17 protein-coding genes are annotated in these 18755 nt (G+C 58.2%); 14 read left to right on the forward strand and 3 right to left on the reverse strand.

The genetic code is table 11. The features are described 5' to 3' along the window. The 12 genes from HMPREF2541_RS06395 to HMPREF2541_RS06450 form a co-directional block, all read left to right on the forward strand. The coding region (locus HMPREF2541_RS06395) for a translocation/assembly module TamB domain-containing protein (protein WP_210387145.1) at positions 1–2435 on the forward strand (2435 nt) is incomplete at its 5' end. Between the two features lie 153 nt (positions 2436–2588). Beyond that, positions 2589–3461: an SEL1-like repeat protein gene (locus HMPREF2541_RS06400; protein ID WP_070542414.1), complete on the forward strand. Its 873-nt coding sequence runs from the start codon at positions 2589–2591 to the stop codon at positions 3459–3461. 279 nt (positions 3462–3740) lie between these two features. After that, complete coding sequence (gene waaA, locus HMPREF2541_RS06405) at positions 3741–5009, forward strand: lipid IV(A) 3-deoxy-D-manno-octulosonic acid transferase (RefSeq protein ID WP_070542417.1); 1269 nt, start codon at positions 3741–3743, stop codon at positions 5007–5009. Between the two features lie 138 nt (positions 5010–5147). Continuing rightward, the gene (locus tag HMPREF2541_RS06410) at positions 5148–5612 is read left to right on the forward strand and encodes a hypothetical protein (RefSeq protein WP_070542420.1); all 465 of its coding nucleotides are present in this window, start codon (positions 5148–5150) and stop codon (positions 5610–5612) included. A 115-nt stretch (positions 5613–5727) separates the two neighbouring features. Beyond that, entirely contained in the window at positions 5728–6084 is a 357-nt protein-coding gene (locus HMPREF2541_RS06415; protein WP_070542423.1) for a RidA family protein, read from the forward strand. Between the two features lie 319 nt (positions 6085–6403). Beyond that, positions 6404–7516, forward strand: coding sequence for an LPS export ABC transporter permease LptF (gene lptF / locus HMPREF2541_RS06420; protein WP_003823718.1), 1113 nt, complete (start codon positions 6404–6406; stop codon positions 7514–7516). Continuing rightward, positions 7513–8583, forward strand: coding sequence for an LPS export ABC transporter permease LptG (lptG, locus tag HMPREF2541_RS06425; protein WP_070542425.1), 1071 nt, complete (start codon positions 7513–7515; stop codon positions 8581–8583). The genes lptF and lptG overlap by 4 nt, the downstream gene beginning before the upstream one ends. A 90-nt stretch (positions 8584–8673) precedes the next feature. Further along, positions 8674–9759, forward strand: coding sequence for a leucine-rich repeat domain-containing protein (locus HMPREF2541_RS06430; RefSeq protein WP_070542428.1), 1086 nt, complete (start codon positions 8674–8676; stop codon positions 9757–9759). Positions 9760–9893: 134 nt separating this feature from the next. Then, entirely contained in the window at positions 9894–10514 is a 621-nt protein-coding gene (locus HMPREF2541_RS06435) for a riboflavin synthase (protein WP_003823713.1), read from the forward strand. Further along, positions 10511–11131: a 1-acyl-sn-glycerol-3-phosphate acyltransferase gene (locus tag HMPREF2541_RS06440; protein ID WP_070542430.1), complete on the forward strand. Its 621-nt coding sequence runs from the start codon at positions 10511–10513 to the stop codon at positions 11129–11131. Before HMPREF2541_RS06435 ends, HMPREF2541_RS06440 begins: the two co-directional genes overlap by 4 nt. A 6-nt stretch (positions 11132–11137) precedes the next feature. Further along, the gene (gene tsaA / locus HMPREF2541_RS06445) at positions 11138–11620 is read left to right on the forward strand and encodes a tRNA (N6-threonylcarbamoyladenosine(37)-N6)-methyltransferase TrmO (RefSeq protein ID WP_003823711.1); all 483 of its coding nucleotides are present in this window, start codon (positions 11138–11140) and stop codon (positions 11618–11620) included. 136 nt (positions 11621–11756) lie between these two features. Then, on the forward strand, positions 11757–12563 hold the full coding sequence (locus HMPREF2541_RS06450) for an RNA methyltransferase (protein ID WP_003823710.1): 807 nt from the start codon (positions 11757–11759) through the stop codon (positions 12561–12563). A 173-nt stretch (positions 12564–12736) separates the two neighbouring features. Here the strand turns inward: HMPREF2541_RS06450 and HMPREF2541_RS06455 are convergent, their stop codons facing one another. Next, positions 12737–14176: a porin family protein gene (locus HMPREF2541_RS06455; protein ID WP_070542433.1), complete on the reverse strand. Its 1440-nt coding sequence runs from the start codon at positions 14174–14176 to the stop codon at positions 12737–12739. A gap of 387 nt (positions 14177–14563) precedes the next feature. Here HMPREF2541_RS06455 and HMPREF2541_RS06460 point away from each other — a divergent pair, with 387 nt between their 5' ends. Then, positions 14564–15412, forward strand: a complete 849-nt coding sequence (locus HMPREF2541_RS06460; protein ID WP_003823708.1) for a factor H binding protein domain-containing protein — start codon at positions 14564–14566, stop codon at positions 15410–15412. A 168-nt stretch (positions 15413–15580) separates the two neighbouring features. On the opposite strand, the gene HMPREF2541_RS06465 is transcribed toward HMPREF2541_RS06460, so the two are convergent. Then, entirely contained in the window at positions 15581–16369 is a 789-nt protein-coding gene (locus tag HMPREF2541_RS06465) for a class I SAM-dependent methyltransferase (protein ID WP_035580637.1), read from the reverse strand. A gap of 392 nt (positions 16370–16761) precedes the next feature. Further along, complete coding sequence (gene dnaJ / locus HMPREF2541_RS06470; RefSeq protein ID WP_035580632.1) at positions 16762–17886, reverse strand: molecular chaperone DnaJ; 1125 nt, start codon at positions 17884–17886, stop codon at positions 16762–16764. A gap of 219 nt (positions 17887–18105) precedes the next feature. On the opposite strand from dnaJ, the gene HMPREF2541_RS06475 reads away from it, so the two are divergent. Then, complete coding sequence (locus HMPREF2541_RS06475) at positions 18106–18720, forward strand: Maf family protein (RefSeq protein ID WP_070542436.1); 615 nt, start codon at positions 18106–18108, stop codon at positions 18718–18720. Positions 18721–18755 lie beyond the last annotated feature (35 nt).

Consider the following 18755-nt stretch of genomic DNA (forward strand, 5'->3'; position numbering starts at 1 on the left):
CCCGCTTCAACCCCGCCGCCGTACTGGCCGATTTGCCGCAAGGCAGCGTGAACGGCAGCGTGAAGCTCGACGGCAGCCTCGGCCAAAACCCCGATTTGCACCTCCTGCTCGATTGGCAAAACAGCCAGCTCTCCGGCGCCCCCCTCGCCGGTAAGGCCGATTTGCGTTATCAAAACGACCACCTGCCCAAAGCCGACCTCCACCTTTTGCTCGGCCGCAACCGCATCCACGCCGACGGCAGCTTCGGTAAGGCAGGCGACCGCCTCAATCTCGACATCGACGCGCCCAACCTCAACCTCTTCGGCTTCGGCCTCACAGGCTACCTGAAAGCCCAAGGTTTCCTCTCCGGCGACCCCGCCAAGCTTACTGCCGACCTGCACGGCCACGCCGACAGCCTTGCCGTGCAAAACGCCGTGCGCATCGACCGCCTCGATTTCGACCTCAAAGGTTCTCCCGATCTCAACCAGCCGCTCAACATCAAGCTCGACGGCCGGAAAATCCACATCGGCAGCACCCAAATCGACAACATCAACCTCAACGCCAACGGCAGCGGCAAAAGCCACAGTATCACCGGCAACAGCAGCCTCAGCCTCAGTGGCAAGCCCTTCCGTCTCAATCTGGCCGCCAACGGCGGGCTGAACAACGAGCAGCAATGGAACGGCCGCATCGGCCAGCTCGACATCGGCGGCGCCTTCAACCTCAAGCTGCTCAACCCCATCCAAATCGAAGCCGGTGCCAAACGCGTACGTCTCGACAACGCCCGCTGGGCAGCCATGGGTGGCAGCCTCAACCTACACAATTTCGTGTGGGAAAAACAAAGCGGCATCAGCAGCAAAGGCAACGCCACCAACCTGCACCTGCAAGAGCTGGACAACCTGATCGGCCTGGGCAAAGACGACAAATCCGTCAAACTGCAGCTCGTGGTGGCCGGCGATTGGGACTTGCGCTACAGCCGCGACGCCACAGGCTACCTAAAACTCACCCAGCAATCCGGCGACGTGGTTATCCCCTACCGCCAGCAAGCGCTGGGCTTGAGCAATCTCGTGCTCGACACCCGCTTCCAAAGCGGCCGCATCGACAACCGCCTCACCGGCAAAACCCGCTACGGCACGCTCGACGCCTCCGTAGCCGTGAGCCAGCAGTTTGGCAACGCCATCAGCCAAGCCCCAATCAACGGCTACCTGAAACTCGACATCCCCGAACTCGACGCCATCCGCAACCTCCTGCCCGGCGGCATGAGTGCCAAAGGCGCGCTCGCCATCGACACCACCGTGTCCGGCAACGTGGGCGAGCCCCGCCTCAACGGCACCGCCACCGGCAAAAACCTCTACTACCGCGACCGCAACACCGGCGTGATTTTGGATAACGGCAGCCTCAGCTCCCGCTTCCAAGGCCGCGACTGGGTAATCGACTCGCTCAAATTCACCCGCAAAGACGGCAGCGTCGAGCTCAAAGGCCGCGTCAACCTCACCGGCACCACCCCCGATGTAGACGTCAACGCCCAGTTCACTCGCTACCCCATCCTCGACAACCCCAACCGCAAGCTCACCCTCAGCGGCAACAGCCAACTGCTCTACAACCCCGGGCGCGGCATGGCGCTAAACGGCGAGCTCAAAGTGGATAGCGGCCACTTCGGCTTCCAGAAATCCAGCATGCCCGGGCTCGATGACGACGTGGTGGTGCTCGGCGAAGAAAAACCCGCCGACACCAGCACCGCCACCCCCATCGAGATGAACCTCACCCTCGACTTGAACGACAACTTCCGCTTCAGCGGCCAAGGGCTGGATGTGTTGCTCGGCGGCAAGCTCACCCTCAGCGCCAAACCCAAAGAGAACGTGCGCGCAGTGGGCACTGTAAACATCGTGCGCGGCCAATATAAAGCCTATGGCCAAGACCTCGTCATCAACAAAGGCCACATCTCCTTCGTCGGCCCCATCGCCTCGCCCAACCTCAACCTGCGCGCCACCCGCAAATATTCCCCCGTGGGCGCCGGCGTGGAAGTGCTCGGCAGCCTCGACAACCCGCGCGTGAGCCTCGTATCCAACGAGCCGATGAGCGACAAAGACAAGCTCTCCTGGCTCATCCTCGGCCGCGCCAGCAGCGGCAACGAAAGCGACGAAGCCACCGTAGCCGCCGCCGCCGGCGCCTTCCTGGCCGGCAACATCAACGACAAAATCGGCCTCCTCGACGACTTCGGCATGACCACCCGCCGCACCCGCAACACCCAAACCGGCGAGCTCAACCCGGCCGAACAAGTCATCACCTTCGGTAAACGCATCACCAACGAGCTCTATCTGGGCTACGAATACAGCGTAACCAGCACCAACCAGGCCGTGAAGCTGATCTGGCAGATCAACAGCACCCTGCAGGCCATCAGCCGCGTCGGCACCGACTCCGTGAGCGGCGAAGTGCGCTACACCATCCGCTTCGATTAGCCGGCCATGCGGCCAAGCCGCCGCAAGGTTTTGGCTTGGATAAAGTTTCATGTAGCCTCCGCCAATGCGCGGCAGGCTACCTGAAAACCCAACCCTTCTCTCGTAAGAGAATGAGATAAATCGCAGATTTGCCAATTATTTATCGGAAAAAATATGAACCGCCGTATCAAAATCCTTCTTGCCGCCAGCCTGTTGGTCGCATCATTAACCACAGCCGCCGCACCAACGGCCAAGCAGCGGCAGCAACTCGATCAGGCCTTTTCCGCCTATCAGCAACAAGACTACCGCCGCGCCCATGAATTATTTTTGCCGTTGGCACAACAAGGCGATGCTACCGCTCAGCAAAACCTCGGCCTCTTGTATGCGAAGGGGGAAGGCGTGCCGCAAGACTATGCTCGTGCCCGTTATTGGTTTGAACAAGCGGCTGCCCAAAATGATGCTGCTGCGCAATACAATCTCGGCGTCCTTTATAACCGTGGGCTGGGTGTAACTCAGGATTATGCCCATGCCCGCCATTGGTTTGAAAAAGCTGCTGCTCAAGGTTATGCCGCTGCGCAATACAACCTTGGGTCCCTATATTACAACGGGCATGGCGTGCCGCAAGACTATGTTCGTGCCCGCCACTGGTATGAAAAAGCGGCCACCCAAGGTGATGCTGTTGCACAATACAATCTCGGCGCCTTTTACGACCGAGGACTGGGAGTAACTCAGGATTACGTCCGTGCCCGCCGCTGGTATGAAAAAGCCGCTGCACAAGGCTATGCTGCCGCACAATATAACCTCGGTCTGTTGTATGACCAAGGTCATGGTGTGCCGAAAGATTATACCCGCGCCCGCCATTGGTTTGAGAAAGCCGCTGCACAAGGACTGGCGGCTGCGCAACATGGTCTTGGTGTCCTTTACAACCGTGGGCAGGGCGTAACTCAGGATTATGCCCGTGCCCGCTACTGGTTTGAAAAAGCTGCCGCACAAGGGGACAGTTCCGCCCAATCTGCATTGCGCCTGCTGCAACAGGAAGGGCACTAGCCTGCCTCATCAGGCTACCTGAAAACATCGGCAAGCCCGCGCAACCTGGTTAGCCGTAGGTTGTAGCAGTCCAAGCTATCTCAGGCAAACATTGGGTTGCGGTTTGCCGCCTAATCCAAGATAGGGCTTTCAGGTAGCTCCAATCCGCATTCAGGCTCCCTGAAACCGTTTCCCGCAGCCCGGGCATTCATGCCCGACATCCGTACCATACTTCACCCAAGCTAAATTTTCAGGTAGCCTCACGCCACCCAAAGGCTACCTGAAACCCCTTATCCAATCATGCTCCCCATCCTCTACCGCCTGCTCACCCGCCTGCTCGGTCGCCCGCTGGCCCGCCACCTGCTTGCCAAACGCAGCCGCCGTTCGCCCGCCTACCTGCTGCATCAAGGCGAGCGTTTTGGCGAGCCGCTGGATAATCCTGTGCAGCACGCCATTTGGGTGCACGCCGTGTCTGTGGGCGAAACCCGTGCTGCCGTGCCGCTGGTGCAGGCTTTGCGCCGCCGTTTTCCCGATGCCCCGCTGCTGCTCACGCAAATGACGCCCACCGGCCGCGCCACTGCCGAGAGCCTGTTTCCCGATGCCCAATGCCGCTATCTGCCCTACGACCACCCGGCTTGGACAGCTGCTTTCCTCGCCCAGCATAAGCCGCGTTTCGGCATCATCATGGAAACCGAAATCTGGCCGAACCTGCTGGCTGCCTGCCGCGCGGCCAATCTGCCCGTGTTCCTGGCCAACGCCCGCCTCTCCGAGCAATCCGCGCAGGGCTACCGCCGTTGGCCGTCCCTGTTCGCCCCCGCCCTGCAATCCTTCCGCCGCGTGCTCGCCCAAACCGAAGCCGATGCCGAACGCCTGCGCAGCATCGGCGCGGAAAACGTGCTGGTGTGCGGCAACACGAAATACGACATCGCCCCGCCCACAGCCATGCGCGAGCTGGCCGCGGCGTTTAAGCAACGCATCGGCAGCCGCCCCGTTGTGGTGTGCGCCAGCACGCGTTTTCATCAAAACCAAGATGAAGCGCTGCTGCTGTTGCAAGAGTGGCGGCAGTATCGCGGCGATGCACTCTTGGTGATCGTGCCGCGCCATCCCGAGCGCTTCGATGCCGTGGCCGAAGGCGCAGCGGCACTCGGCCTGCGCGTGCAGCGGCGCAGCGACGAAGCCGCCGTGCGCCCCGACACGCAAGTGTGGCTGGGAGACAGCATGGGCGAGCTGTTCGCCTACTATCTGGCCGCCGATATGGCTTTTGTGGGCGGCAGCCTGGTGGACACCGGCTGCCAAAACATCATCGAACCCATCGCCTGCGGCAAACCCGCCCTGTTCGGCTATTCCACCTACAACTTCGCCGCCGCCTGCGCGGGCGCATTGGCCGCCGGCACCGCGCTTCAGGTCGCCACCCCCGCCGAATGGTATGCCGCCGTGCAACGCTGGCTGGCCAACCCCGCCGAACGCGAACGCTTCTCCGCCCAAGCCGCCGGCTTTATCCAAGCCCACCAAGGCGCGAGCGGGCGGACTGCCGAAGCCGTGTGCGCGGCTTTGGATGAGGCTACCTGAAAACGGAGCGAAGCGAAGTTTCTGCGAAGCTAAAACGCCAGCTTCAACAAAGTTAAACAAGGTTTCCGAAAGAAGCTGAGTTTCTGTGAAGCTAACGTTTCAGGTAGCCCCATAGCATGATGCCAAAAGGACGATAAGATGGAACAAAGTAAGCTGCAGACAACCGTTCCCGCCAAACCGCCTTACCCGTGGCGGGTGCCGATTATTTACGCCTTATTGGGCGGGCCGTTGGGAGCGTGGTTGTTGGCTTGTTACTACTTATGGCTGCAAAGCGGCTGGCTTGCCCAAGCCAGTTTGGCTGAGGTGTTTGGCGCAATATGGGGATTGGTGCTGTGGGGATATGTGTTCGGCGGCATCCCCGCGCTGTTTACCGGCTTGCTGTCTATGCGGTTGCGCCTGCACCGCACGGCAAAAGGTGTAGCCTGCGTGGTGGTGATGGGCGCGGTGCTGTCATTGTTATGGTTTGTGGTAATAAACTGGGATGTCAGCACGTTGTATAGCAGCCCGCAAACATTGTTGATGAAAATGCCGGTTATAATGAGCTGCGGCGCGGCCAGCTCGCTGATTTTGTCGGCATTTCTGCCCAAACCGCAGCTGCAATAAATCGGGCATCCATGCCCTGCTGCTTACAGGCTACCTGAAAACATGAGCCGCAATGAAATGAAGATTTTCAGGTAGCCTTTCCCTTATTTCCCCGTTTCCAAAGAAAGGGCTTCCCATGCCTCTCCTCCATCATCTCCCCGCTGCGCGCTATTCCGAAGCCGTGGTAGCAAACGGTTTCGTTTTCCTCTCCGGCCAAGTGCCTGCCAACCCCGAAGCCGATATCGAAGCGCAAACCGCCGATGTGCTGGCGCAAATCGACCGTATTTTGGCCGACTGCGGCTCCGATAAGGCGCATATTTGCGAAGCGGTCATCTACCTGCCCGATATGGCCGACTACGCGGGCATGAACCGGGTGTGGGATGCTTGGGTGGCGCCCGGCAAAGCCCCTGCCCGCGCTTGCGTGCAGGCCGCGCTGGCGGATGCGGGCTGGAAAGTAGAAATCAAGATTACGGCGCTGCAGCGCACCGCATGACAGCAGCGGCCTTCTGCCGTACAATCCGCGCGGTTTCTGTTTTATATGGTTAGGGAGTGTTGATCACTTCTGGTTTCCGCGTCTTTATTGCCCCAGCGGCATCTTCCGCGCTGGAAATCATTGCAAGGTGTCCAGCCTTACTGCGGTTTCCGCCTTGAATCTGCCGCCTTGGGGGCAAAAACCCACTGGGAAAAGTGGTTGCCAGCAGCCCCTAAAGCATTTATCCCTTTTTTGCAACGGCATCTTGCTTGGTGTGCAAGAGAGGCTTCGGCCAACAGCTGCTTCAGGCTACCTGAAACCGGCAAAACTACGGAACGATATGGTTTATCAGAGAAAATTCATTAAAGAAGTATCACAAACGGCGATGGGCGTATTCGTGCTGCTCTTGGCCACATTGGTGGCGGTGCAGGCGGTGAAGCTGTTGGGCGGCGCGGCCGGCGGCAAGGTGGCGGCAGACGCGGTGGCCACGCTGGTGGCATTTTGGACGGTGGCGCTGATGCCCATCGTGCTCATCCTCACCGCCTATATCAGTGCGCTTACCGTGCTTTCCCGCTATTGGCGCGACAGCGAAATGGCGGTGTGGCTCTCGTCCGGCCTGTCGCTTTACGGCTGGATTAGGCCATTGATGGCGTTTGCCGTGCCTTTCGCCCTGCTCACGGCATTGGTGTCGATGCTGGTGATGCCGTGGGCGGATGCGCGCAGCCGCGAATTTGCTGAAGTGCTGAAGCGGCGGCAGGATACTTCTATGGTGCGCCCGGGTGTGTTTCAGGAGTTTGGTGGCAGCACGCCACGCGTGTATTTTGTGGAAAAATTCGATGCCGGCAGCGGCGAGGCGGCCAATCTGTTTATCCGCGAACAAAACCCGCAGGGGCGCGACACGCTGATTACCGCCGAACGCGGCCGCTTTGCCGAAGCCGACAACAAGCGCACGCTGGAACTGTTTAACGGCCGCCGCTACAGCGGCACGCCGGGTATGGCGGATTACGATGAAGTATCGTTTGAGCGCCTGCATTTGGTGGTGGGCACTGCGCCCAAGCTGGTGCAGCGCGATATCCACCGCCGCACCGTGCCAACGGCCAAGCTGTGGGGCAATACCAACCCCGACTTGCGCGGCGAATTGATGTGGCGCATCACCATGCCGGTGAGCGTGCTGATTTTGGCGCTATTGGCACTGCCGCTTTCCTATATGGACAACCGCAGCGGCCGCAGCTACAGCCTCTTAAGCGCCATCGGCATGTTTCTGCTCTATCAAAACGGCCTCACGCTGGTGCGCGACGGCATCAGCAGCGGTAAGATTCCGCTGTGGCCGGGTTTGATTGTGCCGCATCTTTTGATGCTGATGTTGGCCGTATTGCTGTTGCGCGTGCGCAGCCAGCCCTCGCGACCATTTTGGCAGGCTTTGCGCCTGGCCTTGGGAGGCAAACCGGCATGAAACTGCTCACCCGCTATCTGATCCGCCGCTTGGGCACGGCCACGTTGTATGCGCTCTTGGCCTTAGTGGCGCTGTTCTCGTTTTTTGAAGTGATTAACGCCGTAGACGATGTGGGCGACGGCAACTACACCGTGCTCACCCTGATTCTGTATGTGGGTATGCGCCTGTTCGGGCATATGTATACCCTACTGCCGCTGGCCGTGCTCATCGGCTGCCTGGCCGCCTTGAGCCAGCTCGCCTCCGCCAGCGAATGGACGGTTATCCGCACCAGCGGCGCTTCTCTCAAGCGCATCATTGCCACCGTGGCTTCAGTAGGCTTGCTGGCTGGGCTGCTCGGCGTGGCTTTGGGCGAATGGGTTGCCCCCTATATGGAACAACGTGCCGAGCGGCTGCGCCTGCATGCCGTACAACAAACTGTGAGTCTGGGCGGCAGCGGCCTGTGGTTTCGGCAGGGCAGCGACAACATCAACGTGCGCGAAATGCTGCCCGACGGCCGCCTGCTCGGCATCCGCATCTACCGCTATAACCAACATGCCGCACTGGAATCCGCTTGGCAAGCCTCCGAAGGCCGTGTAAACGGCAACGGCACTTGGACGCTCAAACAGGTGGCGCGCACCCATATTGCTGCCGAACGCACCCAAACCGAGCAGCTTGCCAGCGTAGAATGGCCCAGCGACGTGGGCGTGGAGCTACTCGGCGTGCTTTTGGTGGACACCGACCAAATGTCGGCCCGCAGCCTGAAAATGTATATCGACCACCTACAAAGCAACGGCCAGCAAACCGCCGCCTATGCCACCGTTTGGTGGCGCAAGCTGCTCTACCCGCTGATTTGCACGGTGATGGCCTTGGTGGCGCTCGCCTTCACGCCGCAAAGCTCGCGCCACGGCAACATCGGCGTGCGCCTGTTTCTCGGCATCTGCCTCGGCCTCGCCTTCCACTTCGCCGGCCTGCTCTCCGGCTATGTCGCCCAACTCTCCAGCATGCCGCCCTTCGGCGCCGCCATCCTGCCCGGCACGGTATTTGCCATCGCTGCCGCTTGGCTAATTAGGCGGCAGGAAGTGCGTTGAGAAAAGGCTACCTGAAAATAGGCTACAGTATTTTTCAGGTAGCCTCAGGTTTCGGTTCAGCAGCGTATGTTTTGAAAAAGGGAAACCAATATGGCCGGATCATTCAGCTGCGGATTAGGTTTTTGGAACATTGATTCTCTACCTGAGTTCCGCAAAGACCTGCCGAAATACAAAAGCAAAATCCACGAATTAGACCGTATCCAGATTATCGAAGGGGCTGATTTAAAGGTCATTCTGCCTGTTTTATGGGAAGAAGTGCTGCAGCAGCATCCGTCTACCCATCTGCGTTTTTATCTGTATCGAGATTTCGATGTAGATTGGATTGCTGACTTTCCCGGGCTACAAAACCTGTCGCTTGAAGTCAGCGTGGGCAACATCAACAATTTGGAAAAACTGGCTAAGTTTGAAAATCTGCACACCTTGGCTTTGAAAGCCAACAAGGGCTTCGGCAGTTTGGATTTCCTCAATGGCGTAAATCCGAATCTGCAAAACCTGTATTTGGATTCCGAAACCAAATCTGCCAAATCAGATTTGAGCGTGCTCACCCGTTTTCAGCACCTAAAAACGCTATATCTCCAAAAGTTGGAGAAAAATTTAGACAAAGCCCTACCCGAGCTGCAAGAGCTGGAAGCGCTCGTACTGCGCAGTATTTCCAAGCCTAAAAGCCTCGATTTTGTGGCCGGCCTGAACAATCTGCAATACCTCACCCTGCAACTATGCGGCTTTGAAAACATAGATGCTGCCGCGCAGCTGCCCATGTTGAAATATTTGCAGCTGTGGCGGCTGCCTAAGCTGAAAAACTTGGATTTTGTATCGCAAATGCAGAATTTGCAGTTTCTGTTTGTGGAAACCTTAAATGGCATCACACGCTTTCCCCAAGTAGCCGGTTTGCAGAAGCTGCGTCGGGTGAAGATTACTTCCTGCAAAAACCTGTTCAATTTCAGCGAGGTAGCACACAGCCGCTCCATCCACGAGTTTGCCATCCAAAATGCCATGCAGCCGGATTTGAATATCTACCTCCCGCTTATCGAAAACCGACACATTGCACAACTGGGCATCGGCCACGAAAAGGTGGCCACGCAAAACGCAATGCGGGCACTTGCCCAACAGCACGGCCGCGAACAGATTGTGGTGTATATGTATCCGGAGTTCGAGCCGTTTGTGTTTGAAGACTAGGGGCATTCGTTGCCCGCATATTGAATTTGAAAACTCCCTTTCAGGTAGCCTCAGCACAGCTAAAGGCTACCTGAAAACAGGCTAGGAGCGCTTTCAGGTAGCCTCTCCAACCATAAAGTAATCAAGGAAAAACCATGTTTACAGGAATCGTACAAGGCTTGGGCGAAGTACTGGCCGTCGATCAGCGTGCGCCCGATTTCCGCAGCCACACCGTGCGCCTGCCCAAGGGCGCGGATGCCGATTTGCGCGTGGGCGCATCGGTGGCGCACAACGGCTGCTGCCTCACCATCACCCGCGTACACGAAAACGGCGTGGCAGATTTCGACCTGATGGGCGAAACGCTGGCCAAAACCAATTTGGGCACGTTGCAGCCGGGCGACAAAGTAAACATCGAGCGCGCCGCCCGCTTCGGCGACGAAATCGGCGGCCACAGCATGAGCGGCCACATCACGGCCACCGCCGAAATCAGCCGCATCGAAACCCACGGCTTGAACCGCACCGTGTGGTTCAGGCTACCTGAAAACCTGAAAGGCTATGTTTTCTCTAAGGGATTCATCGGGCTGGACGGCTGCAGCCTCACCATCGGCACGGTAAGCGACAGCGAATTTAATGTCCACCTCATCCCCGAAACCCTGAGCCGCACGCTGTTTGGCAGCCGCCGGGCGGGAGAGCGGGTGAATGTGGAAATCGATCCGCAAACGCAGGTGATTGTGGACACCGTAGCAAGGATTTTGGCGGAAAAGGACAACGCATGATGCCGCTGCCGCCGCAGGTGCCGCGCCGGGGCGGCGGGATCAGCCGCCGTGTGGCGGCCGCTTTACTCCGGCTGTTGGGCTGGCGCATCGCAGGCAGCGTGCCGGATGTGGCCAAATGCGTGGTGGTGGCCGTGCCGCACACGTCGAATTTCGACGGGCTGTATGTGTTGCCTGCTCTGTTGGCTTTGGATTTGAAAATGAGCATCTTCGGCAAGAAAAGCCTGTTTGCCGTGCCCGGCTTGGCGGCATTTTTGCGCTGGGCGGGCGTGATGCCGCTGGATAGGGAACGCGCCGGCGGCGTAGTGGACGAAGCCGTGGCCGCCTTCCGCCGCAATGAGCAGCTGTTTCTCGGCATTTCGCCGGAAGGCACACGCCACGCTGCGCCCAAATGGAAAAGCGGCTACTGGCGGATTGCCCGCGGCGCCAGTGTGCCGGTATTGCCGGTGGCGATCGACTACGGGCGGCGCGAAGTGCGCTTCCTGCCGCTGTTTACCCACACCGCCGACATGGCCGCCGACCACGCCGCACTGGCCGCGCTGTTTCGCGGCATCGAGCCGAAGCATAAACATCGTTTGTCTTGGCCGCTGCGTGAAGCCCAGACGGCTGAAACCGATTGATGATATATGGAGATTACACTTAGCCCCATCGGCCGCCTCGAAACGCCGTTTAACGACATCGCCGATATGCCGATACAGCCGTCTGTGCTGGCCGACACGCGCGGCAAAGCCGTGCTGGATGAAAAATTTGTGCCTGGCTTAAAGGATTTAGACGGCTTCTCGCATATCATCCTGCTGTTCTTGCTGCATAAAATATCCGGCTATCAGCTGGAGGTGGTGCCGTTTATGGACACGCTGCCGCACGGCATTTTCGCCACCCGCTCGCCCAAACGGCCAAACCGTATCGGCATGTCGATTGTGCGCGTGGAAAGCGTGGTCGGGAATATCGTGCATTTCAAAGGCGTAGATATGCTCAACGGCAGCCCGCTGCTCGATATCAAGCCCTACTATTCTTATTTCGACCAGCAAACCCAGGTTCGAAATGGCTGGCTGGAAGGGAAAACGCTGCGCCCGGAAAATTTGCGTTCCGACAAACGCTTTGAATCGTGAGCCCGCCCACTCAGCACAAAATGCCTTGAATACCCAAAAATCGTGCTTAATCATTGCCCGTACACCCCCTCCAACCAAGCCAGCCAATGCCGCTGGCAAGGAAGCCGTGCTTTGATCGCCGCTGAAACCGATTGATATGACAGACACCCCCACCGTTCCCGACTATCTGCGCCACATCCACGTGGTGCTCACCCGCACCAGCCATCCCGGCAACATCGGCGCCGCCGCCCGCGCCATGAAAACCATGGGCTTGAACCGCCTCACCCTAGTCGCACCCAACCTGATGGCCACGCCGATGACCCCCGAGCCGCCTACTTTCGATGCCGCCCAGGCTGCCGCGTTCCAGCTGCCGGAAGAAAGCTTCATTCTCGCTTCCGGCGCGCGCGACGTGCTGGAGCAGGCGCAAATTGTGGCCAGCTTAGATGAAGCGCTGGCCGACACCGTCTTGAGCTGCGCCCTCACCAGCCGCCGCCGCGAACTCTCCGCGCCGCTGCACACCCCGCGCGAACTCGTGCCCGAGCTACTGCAGGCTGCGCAGCAAGGTTTTCAGGTAGCCCTCGTATTCGGCAACGAAACTTTCGGCCTGAATATTGATGAAGTGCAACGCTGCAACCGCCTGCTCACCATCAGCGGCAATCCCGCCTATTTCTCGCTCAACCTCGCCCAGGCCGTGCAAGTGGTGTGCTACGAAATTTTCAGCCAAACTGGCATCGGCATGAGCCAGCTGCAGCAAGCACATACGCCCGCCACCCAAAGCCAAACGCGCGGCATGGTGGACCACTTGGAGCAAATCATCGAGCAAACCGGCTTTGCCAACCGCCGCAACCAAGAGCGCATGATGCGCCGCCTGCACAGCCTCTTCGACCGCGCCTCTCCCAGCCGCGAAGACATCGACCTGCTGCGCGGCTTGTGGAACAGGATTTCGCAGCGGCTGAAAGATTAAATGGCGCTTTTATAGTGGATTAACAAAAATCAGGGCAAGGCGACGAAGCCGCAGGCAGTACGGATAGAACGGCAAGGCAACGCCGTACTGGTTTAAACTTAATCCACTACAGTGCAAAAGGCTACCTGAAACTTTCAGGTAGCCTTTCCTTTTTCCATTACCAGCCTACAACGTTAGAACGAACGCCCGAACTGGATAAACACGTTGCCTTTGCGGTAGGGATAGAAGAAGTGGTTGCTGTTTACCCGCTGCCAGGTGCCCACCAGCTGCGGGGTGATGCCGGCGAATTGCAGTTTGCGGTGGGAGAGCACCAGGCTGGCGGCAAGCTCGTGGTCGCGGCGGGTGATGCGGAACAGGTCGGGGGCGTCGTAGCTGCGGTGGCCGGCGCTGATTTGGGCGGAGGTGGTGAGCCCCCAGCCCCATTGCTGCGTCCAGCCCAAGCGCAGGCCTTTGCGGGTGTAGGATTCGCTGTTGTCTTCGGCGGTTTTGCGCAGCCAGTCGAGGCCGAAGCTGAAATATTGGGTGGGGCTGCGCACGAAGAGCCAAGTGCCGGAAGCGGTGTAGCTGTCGCCGTCGAGCCAGCGGCGGCGGTCGTGGCGCTGCTCGCCGATTTCAAGCGCGCTCAATATTTTATGGCGCGGGGTGAGCCAATATTGCCATTCGGCGCGCACGCCGACTTCGCGCGAGTATTTGTGTGTGCCATACCAGCGGCGCTCGTAATAAGGGGTAACGGCGGCTTCGGCACGGGCGGTTTTGTAGGCGGGGCCGCTGCTGAGGCGGGCGATTTGGTCGTCGTATTTGTGGTTATTCCAATAGAATTTGCCGTAGTCGTCGAGGCTGAGCCGCCAGTAGAGGTTGCCGTGTACGTTCCAGTCGCGATCGGCGTTGAGGCGGTAGGCGAAGCCTTGGGCGGACTCGGGCTCGGGCAGTGTCCATACTCCGCGCGGGGTGCGGATTTCGCGCTCGCGTCCGGCATTGTTTACATTGCTGTCGCTGATGAAGTTTACGCTGCCGCCGAAGCTCCAGCGGTCGCGTTTGCGCAGGGCTTCCAGGTATTGCCCGGCAAGCTGTTGCAGCTCGGGCGCGAGATTGGGAGTTTGGCGGAAATGTTCGAACTCTTGCCGCGCATCTTTGTCGGCACGATTTTCAAACAGACTTTGCGCCAGCGAAAGGCGCACCGGCGGGATATCGGGATCGGCGGCCAGCACGGCGCGGTAGAGGCCGATGGCGCGCTGGTAGTCGCCCTTGGCACGGGCAATCAGCGCCTGTGCCAAAGCCACCAGCAGCGCATCGTGCGGCCCGGGCAATTCGAGATAAATCGGCAGCAGCAGTGCCGCGCCGTCGGCATTGTGGGTGAGCACGGCATAGCTGAGCGCCTGTTGCAGCAGCTCGGGGCGCTGGAGCAATTCTTCGCGGCTCATTTGCAGGCGTTTGTCGGGCTGAGTGTTGGCAGGAGCGGGCGCAGCCTCCACCTGCGGCGCGGCCGCTGGCGTGATGTCGAAGCCGGTATCCGGCTCGGTTTCCAGCCTGTCTGCCGGCAGATCGGCCAAGGCTACCTGAAAAGGCAACAGCAGCAGGCAGGCGGCCAGCCGCGGCTTGTTCTGTATTCTCATCCAACGCTTTCTTTGCGGCAAAATCTATAAACGGGCGGATTATAGCGGATTCAATATGCCCGCCAAACCTGAACTAACATTTGTAAAACGCAGGAAATGATAATGACTCCACTCGGCCACAACCGCCTTTTTGTGGACAAAATGGCGAATTTCTCGTCTGTTTTCAAGCAGATTTAGCTGTTCTGGCTTAACCATTTATATCCTTTTTTACAAATTTTATATTCAAAAAAGAACGTAAATTTTCTTGCCTAAATTAACCAACAAACCAGCTTTTCACTACCAATAAATATCAAACTATTTGATATTCGTCATATTTCCTGCCAAGCGCCGTGTTATACTGTATCCAATCCAAATAGTATTCCCTGCAACAAAACGAAAGGATTTGACATGCAAAAGCATCACATTCTTTACATTGCCATCACTGCCCTTACCCTAGGCGGCTGCGGCAGCGCCGGTAACTCACTGGCCAATGCGATTACTGATCCGTTTACACCCAAAGAAGGCGGTTATCGCCAACTGAGCAATATCGGCTCGGATGAGTTCACCCACACAGGTCTACTGCCCACCATAGGCAGTCGACAGGCATCGACTATCAGGATTACAGACGACCAATTCATCGGCACACAGAATCATGAAAAAGACTACTCCAGCCGCGATACAATCCCTATCGGCCACAAACGGCAGAACGCCTTCACCTCCCTGCCCTATGTGCTGAAAGATAGCAGTGGGAACCAAATGGAAAGCGGCGTTTTGGAAGTTTACAAACAGGCCTACTCCGCCGTGGTGGGCGCGCAACTGCACAACAGAATCGAGCCCGGCCATCCGGCCACGCCAACCCGCGACTTCTATGTTCGCTCCATCCAAGGTGAATTCACCAGCAATCTGCCCACCCAAGGCATCATCACCTATAAAGGCCGGGCAATGACAGGCTCGGTTACCGGCTCAGCTGACCACAGCAATGGTTTGAACTATCAAATTGATTACGGTGCAAGAAAAGGCCACGGCTCGATTACCGGCTTAAACGGTTTCGGCAATATTGATTTGGCAGAAGCACCGATTACCCAAAACCCGCATGGTCATAATGTGATTAACGGCGCAGCCAATTCTGCCACACACGGGGCGGGTAATTACGAGCTCGGCATTTTTGGCCCGCAAGCCAATGAAATTGCCGGTAAGGCACATTTCAACAATCAGCCGAACAAGGAAGTCGGTTTCGCCGGCGGACGGGTAAATTAACCCTGCTTGAAGCGGTGGCTGACAAGTTTTGCTCATGCGTTTTTGCTCAACTTTCCCTCTGAAACGCGCCAACCCTGAACCACGAAACCCCAGCCATCGCCAAAAGGCTACCTGAAATCCCAGTAGATTTTCAGGTAGCCTTTCCTACATCCGGCATGTACAAAACATTCAAGCGTTTTGTTCGCCCACAGCGGCATCGGCAGCCTTACGGCTGTGTACGGCAATGTAGCCCATGGGTTTGGCCGGGTCATTGAAGGTGCAGTACATGCGTTTGAAAGTTTCGCGGTTTTCGGCTTTGAGCGCGTTTTTCACGATTTGGAAGGCACGCCGCCAGCCTTCGTCGTAAATCAGGCCCTTGGGCGAGAGCAGGGTCATGCCGCCGCTGATGGTGGTGATGTCGCGGAAGCCGCTGCGGTGGAAAAGATCGGTCCAGGCGCTTTCGGTGAGCGGGGTAACTTTTACTTGGATGGTGTCGCGCAGGCGTTCCACGGCTTCTTCGGTGTTGTGCTCGCTCACCACCACATCGTGCGTGAGCAGCACGCCGCCGGGCTTGAGCACGCGGAAGTATTCGGCCACCGCCATTTCTTTATTGGCCAGCGGCAGCATGGTGAGCATGGCTTCGTTGATGACGACATCGAAGCTGTTATCGGGGAAGGGCAGCTCGGTGGCGTTGGCGTGCTGCACCTGCACCAGATGTTCCAGCCCGGCGGCGCGGATGTTTTGCCGGGCCTTATTCAATGCGTTTTCGTCCAAATCCACGCCGGTGATGTGGCAGCCGAAACGCTGCGCCAGCCCTACGGCGGTGGTACCCATATTGCAGGCCACTTCGAGCACCTGCGTGTCGGGGGCGAAGCGGGTTTGGTTGATCAGCCATTCGGTGGCGAAACGGCCGCCGGGGCGCAGGCGGGTTTTGCCGAGGCGGGCGAGGAAATGATGGCCGGTTTGGTCTTTCTTCATAAAATTCTCCTGTGTGGATGCGGTGAGCGGGGCTGCCGTGCCCAAGGGCTTGCGTGTAGAAGATTCAAATAAGAATGCTGTACGTTGTTTCGCCTTACCCATTCTTATTTTGGTTCACTGCATATCATGCCACGCAAACGATTTGGCAAAAGGCTACCTGAAAAACAGACGGCGGTTTCAGCCACACACGCGGATGCACGGCGGCTGGCGGCAGTTTTGGGGAAATGGAGAAGTGGTTTGAAGCGCCGATGAATAATGATGTTGTTTTATGTGGCACGGAGGTGTTTATACTGCAAAAGTGTGTTCACAGCAAGCAGCAGGCTACCTGAAAAAAGGCTACCTGAAACGCCCTAGTGGGTTTCAGGTAGCCTTTTGTGCGGCGGGCTGCCGCCTTAGTCGAACAGATCGTTTTTCAAATCGCGCAGTTTGTCCATAAACGATTTCTGGCGCGGGGTTTGGGCGCGGTCGAGGCCGGTGGAGATTTTTTCAAACTCTTCCAGCAATTCGCGCTGGCGATCGGTGAGGTTGACCGGGGTCTCCACCACAATGTGGCAATACAAATCGCCCATCGAGGAAGAACGCAGCGATTTCATGCCCTTGCCTTTCACGCGCATGCGGCGGCCGGTTTGGGTTTCTTTCGGAATATTCAGCTTCACACGGCCGTTGAGCGTGGGCACTTCCACTTCGCCGCCCAGAGCGGCGATGGTGAAACTCACAGGCAATTCGCAATGCAAATCCAAGCCGTTACGCTCGAAGATTTCGTGGCGGCGGATATGCACCACCACATACAAATCACCGGCCGGGGCACCGTGCGAGCCGGGCTCACCCTCGCCGGAAAGGCGGATGGGCTGCTCGTTTTCGATACCGGCAGGAATGTTCACATCCAGCGTTTTGCGGCTCTTCACGCGGCCTGCGCCGTGACATTTAACGCACGGCTCTTTGATTTCACGGCCGGAGCCGCCGCAGGTGGGACAGGTTTGCTGCAGCTGGAAAATAGCCTGGCGCACGTGCACCACGCCGGAGCCGTGGCAGGTGGAGCAGGTGGTGGCGGAGGTGCCGGGTTTGGCGCCGGAGCCGTGGCAGATGTCGCACTCTTCATGCGAGGGGATGGTGATGCGTTTTTTGCTGCCGGCTGCGGCTTCTTCCAGCGTGATTTCAATATCGTAACGCAGGTCTTTGCCTTGGAAGTTTTGCTGACGCGTGCCGCCCCCACCGCCGAACATCTGGCTGAAAATATCGCCAAAATCGAAGCCGGCCGCGCCACTGAAACCACCAAAGCCGCCGGCATTGCCGTCTACCCCGGCTTGGCCGAATTGGTCGTAGCGGCTGCGTTTTTCGCGGTCGGAAAGGATTTCGTAGGCTTTTTGGATGGTTTTGAATTTCTCTTCCGCTTCCTTATTGTCGGGGTTGCGGTCGGGATGGTATTTCATCGCCAGCTTGCGGTAGGCCTTTTTAATTTCGTCGTCGGAGGCATCGCGGGAGACGCCGAGGGTTTGATAATAATCTTGATCGCTCATGGTTGCTAATGGATAAATAAACAGTTTGCCGCGCAAGATTAGGGCGGGAACGGGAAAAACAAGTTCTCAAGTAGATTAACTTTGCTTCCGGCTGCGGGCGGCGCAACGTGGGAATCCGCCACACCGCCCCGCTCGCGCAAATTCACCCGTTTTAGCTATCGCGGAAAACAGGATTTTCAGGTAGCCTTAGCGGCTTCCGCAGCTATGTAAAGAAACGCCATGCCCAACACCATCTATCTGGCCTCGGCCAGCCCGCGCCGCCGCGAAATTTTGGCTTCATTAGGTTTCCAACCCGTGCTGCTGCCGGCAGAAATCGACGAAATGGCGCTGCCGGGCGAAGCGGTGGAGGATTATGTGTCGCGGATGGCACGGCAGAAAAACGCGGCAGCACGGCAACTGGCGACTCAACGCGGCCTTGCCCTGGCACAACCGCTGTTGAGCGCCGATACAGTAGTGGCGCTGGACAATGCCATTTTGGGCAAACCGCGCGATGCGGCGCACGCCCGCGAGCTGCTGGAAAGCCTTTCCGGGCGCGAACACCAAGTGTGGACGGCGGTGTGCGTGTCGCTCGGCGGCCAAACGCTGGAGGCGGCACAGCGCAGCGATGTGCGGTTTAAAGAACTGAGCGTGCAGGAAATCGCGGCCTATATTGCCAGCGGCGAACCGCTGGATAAAGCCGGCGCATACGGTATCCAAGGCATTGGCGGCGTGTTTGTGGCGCATCTTGCCGGCAGCTTCAGCGGCGTGATGGGGCTGCCCGTGTTTGAAACCGTGCAGCTGCTGCACCAATTGGGTGCGCCCGTGCCGCCGTTTGCAGAGGCCATAGTGAATTAACAAGGGGCTTAGGAAGCAAAATCACTCAATATAGT

Origin of the sequence: Eikenella sp. HMSC061C02 (genome assembly GCF_001809035.1) — a bacterium.
Taxonomy (GTDB): domain Bacteria; phylum Pseudomonadota; class Gammaproteobacteria; order Burkholderiales; family Neisseriaceae; genus Eikenella; species Eikenella corrodens.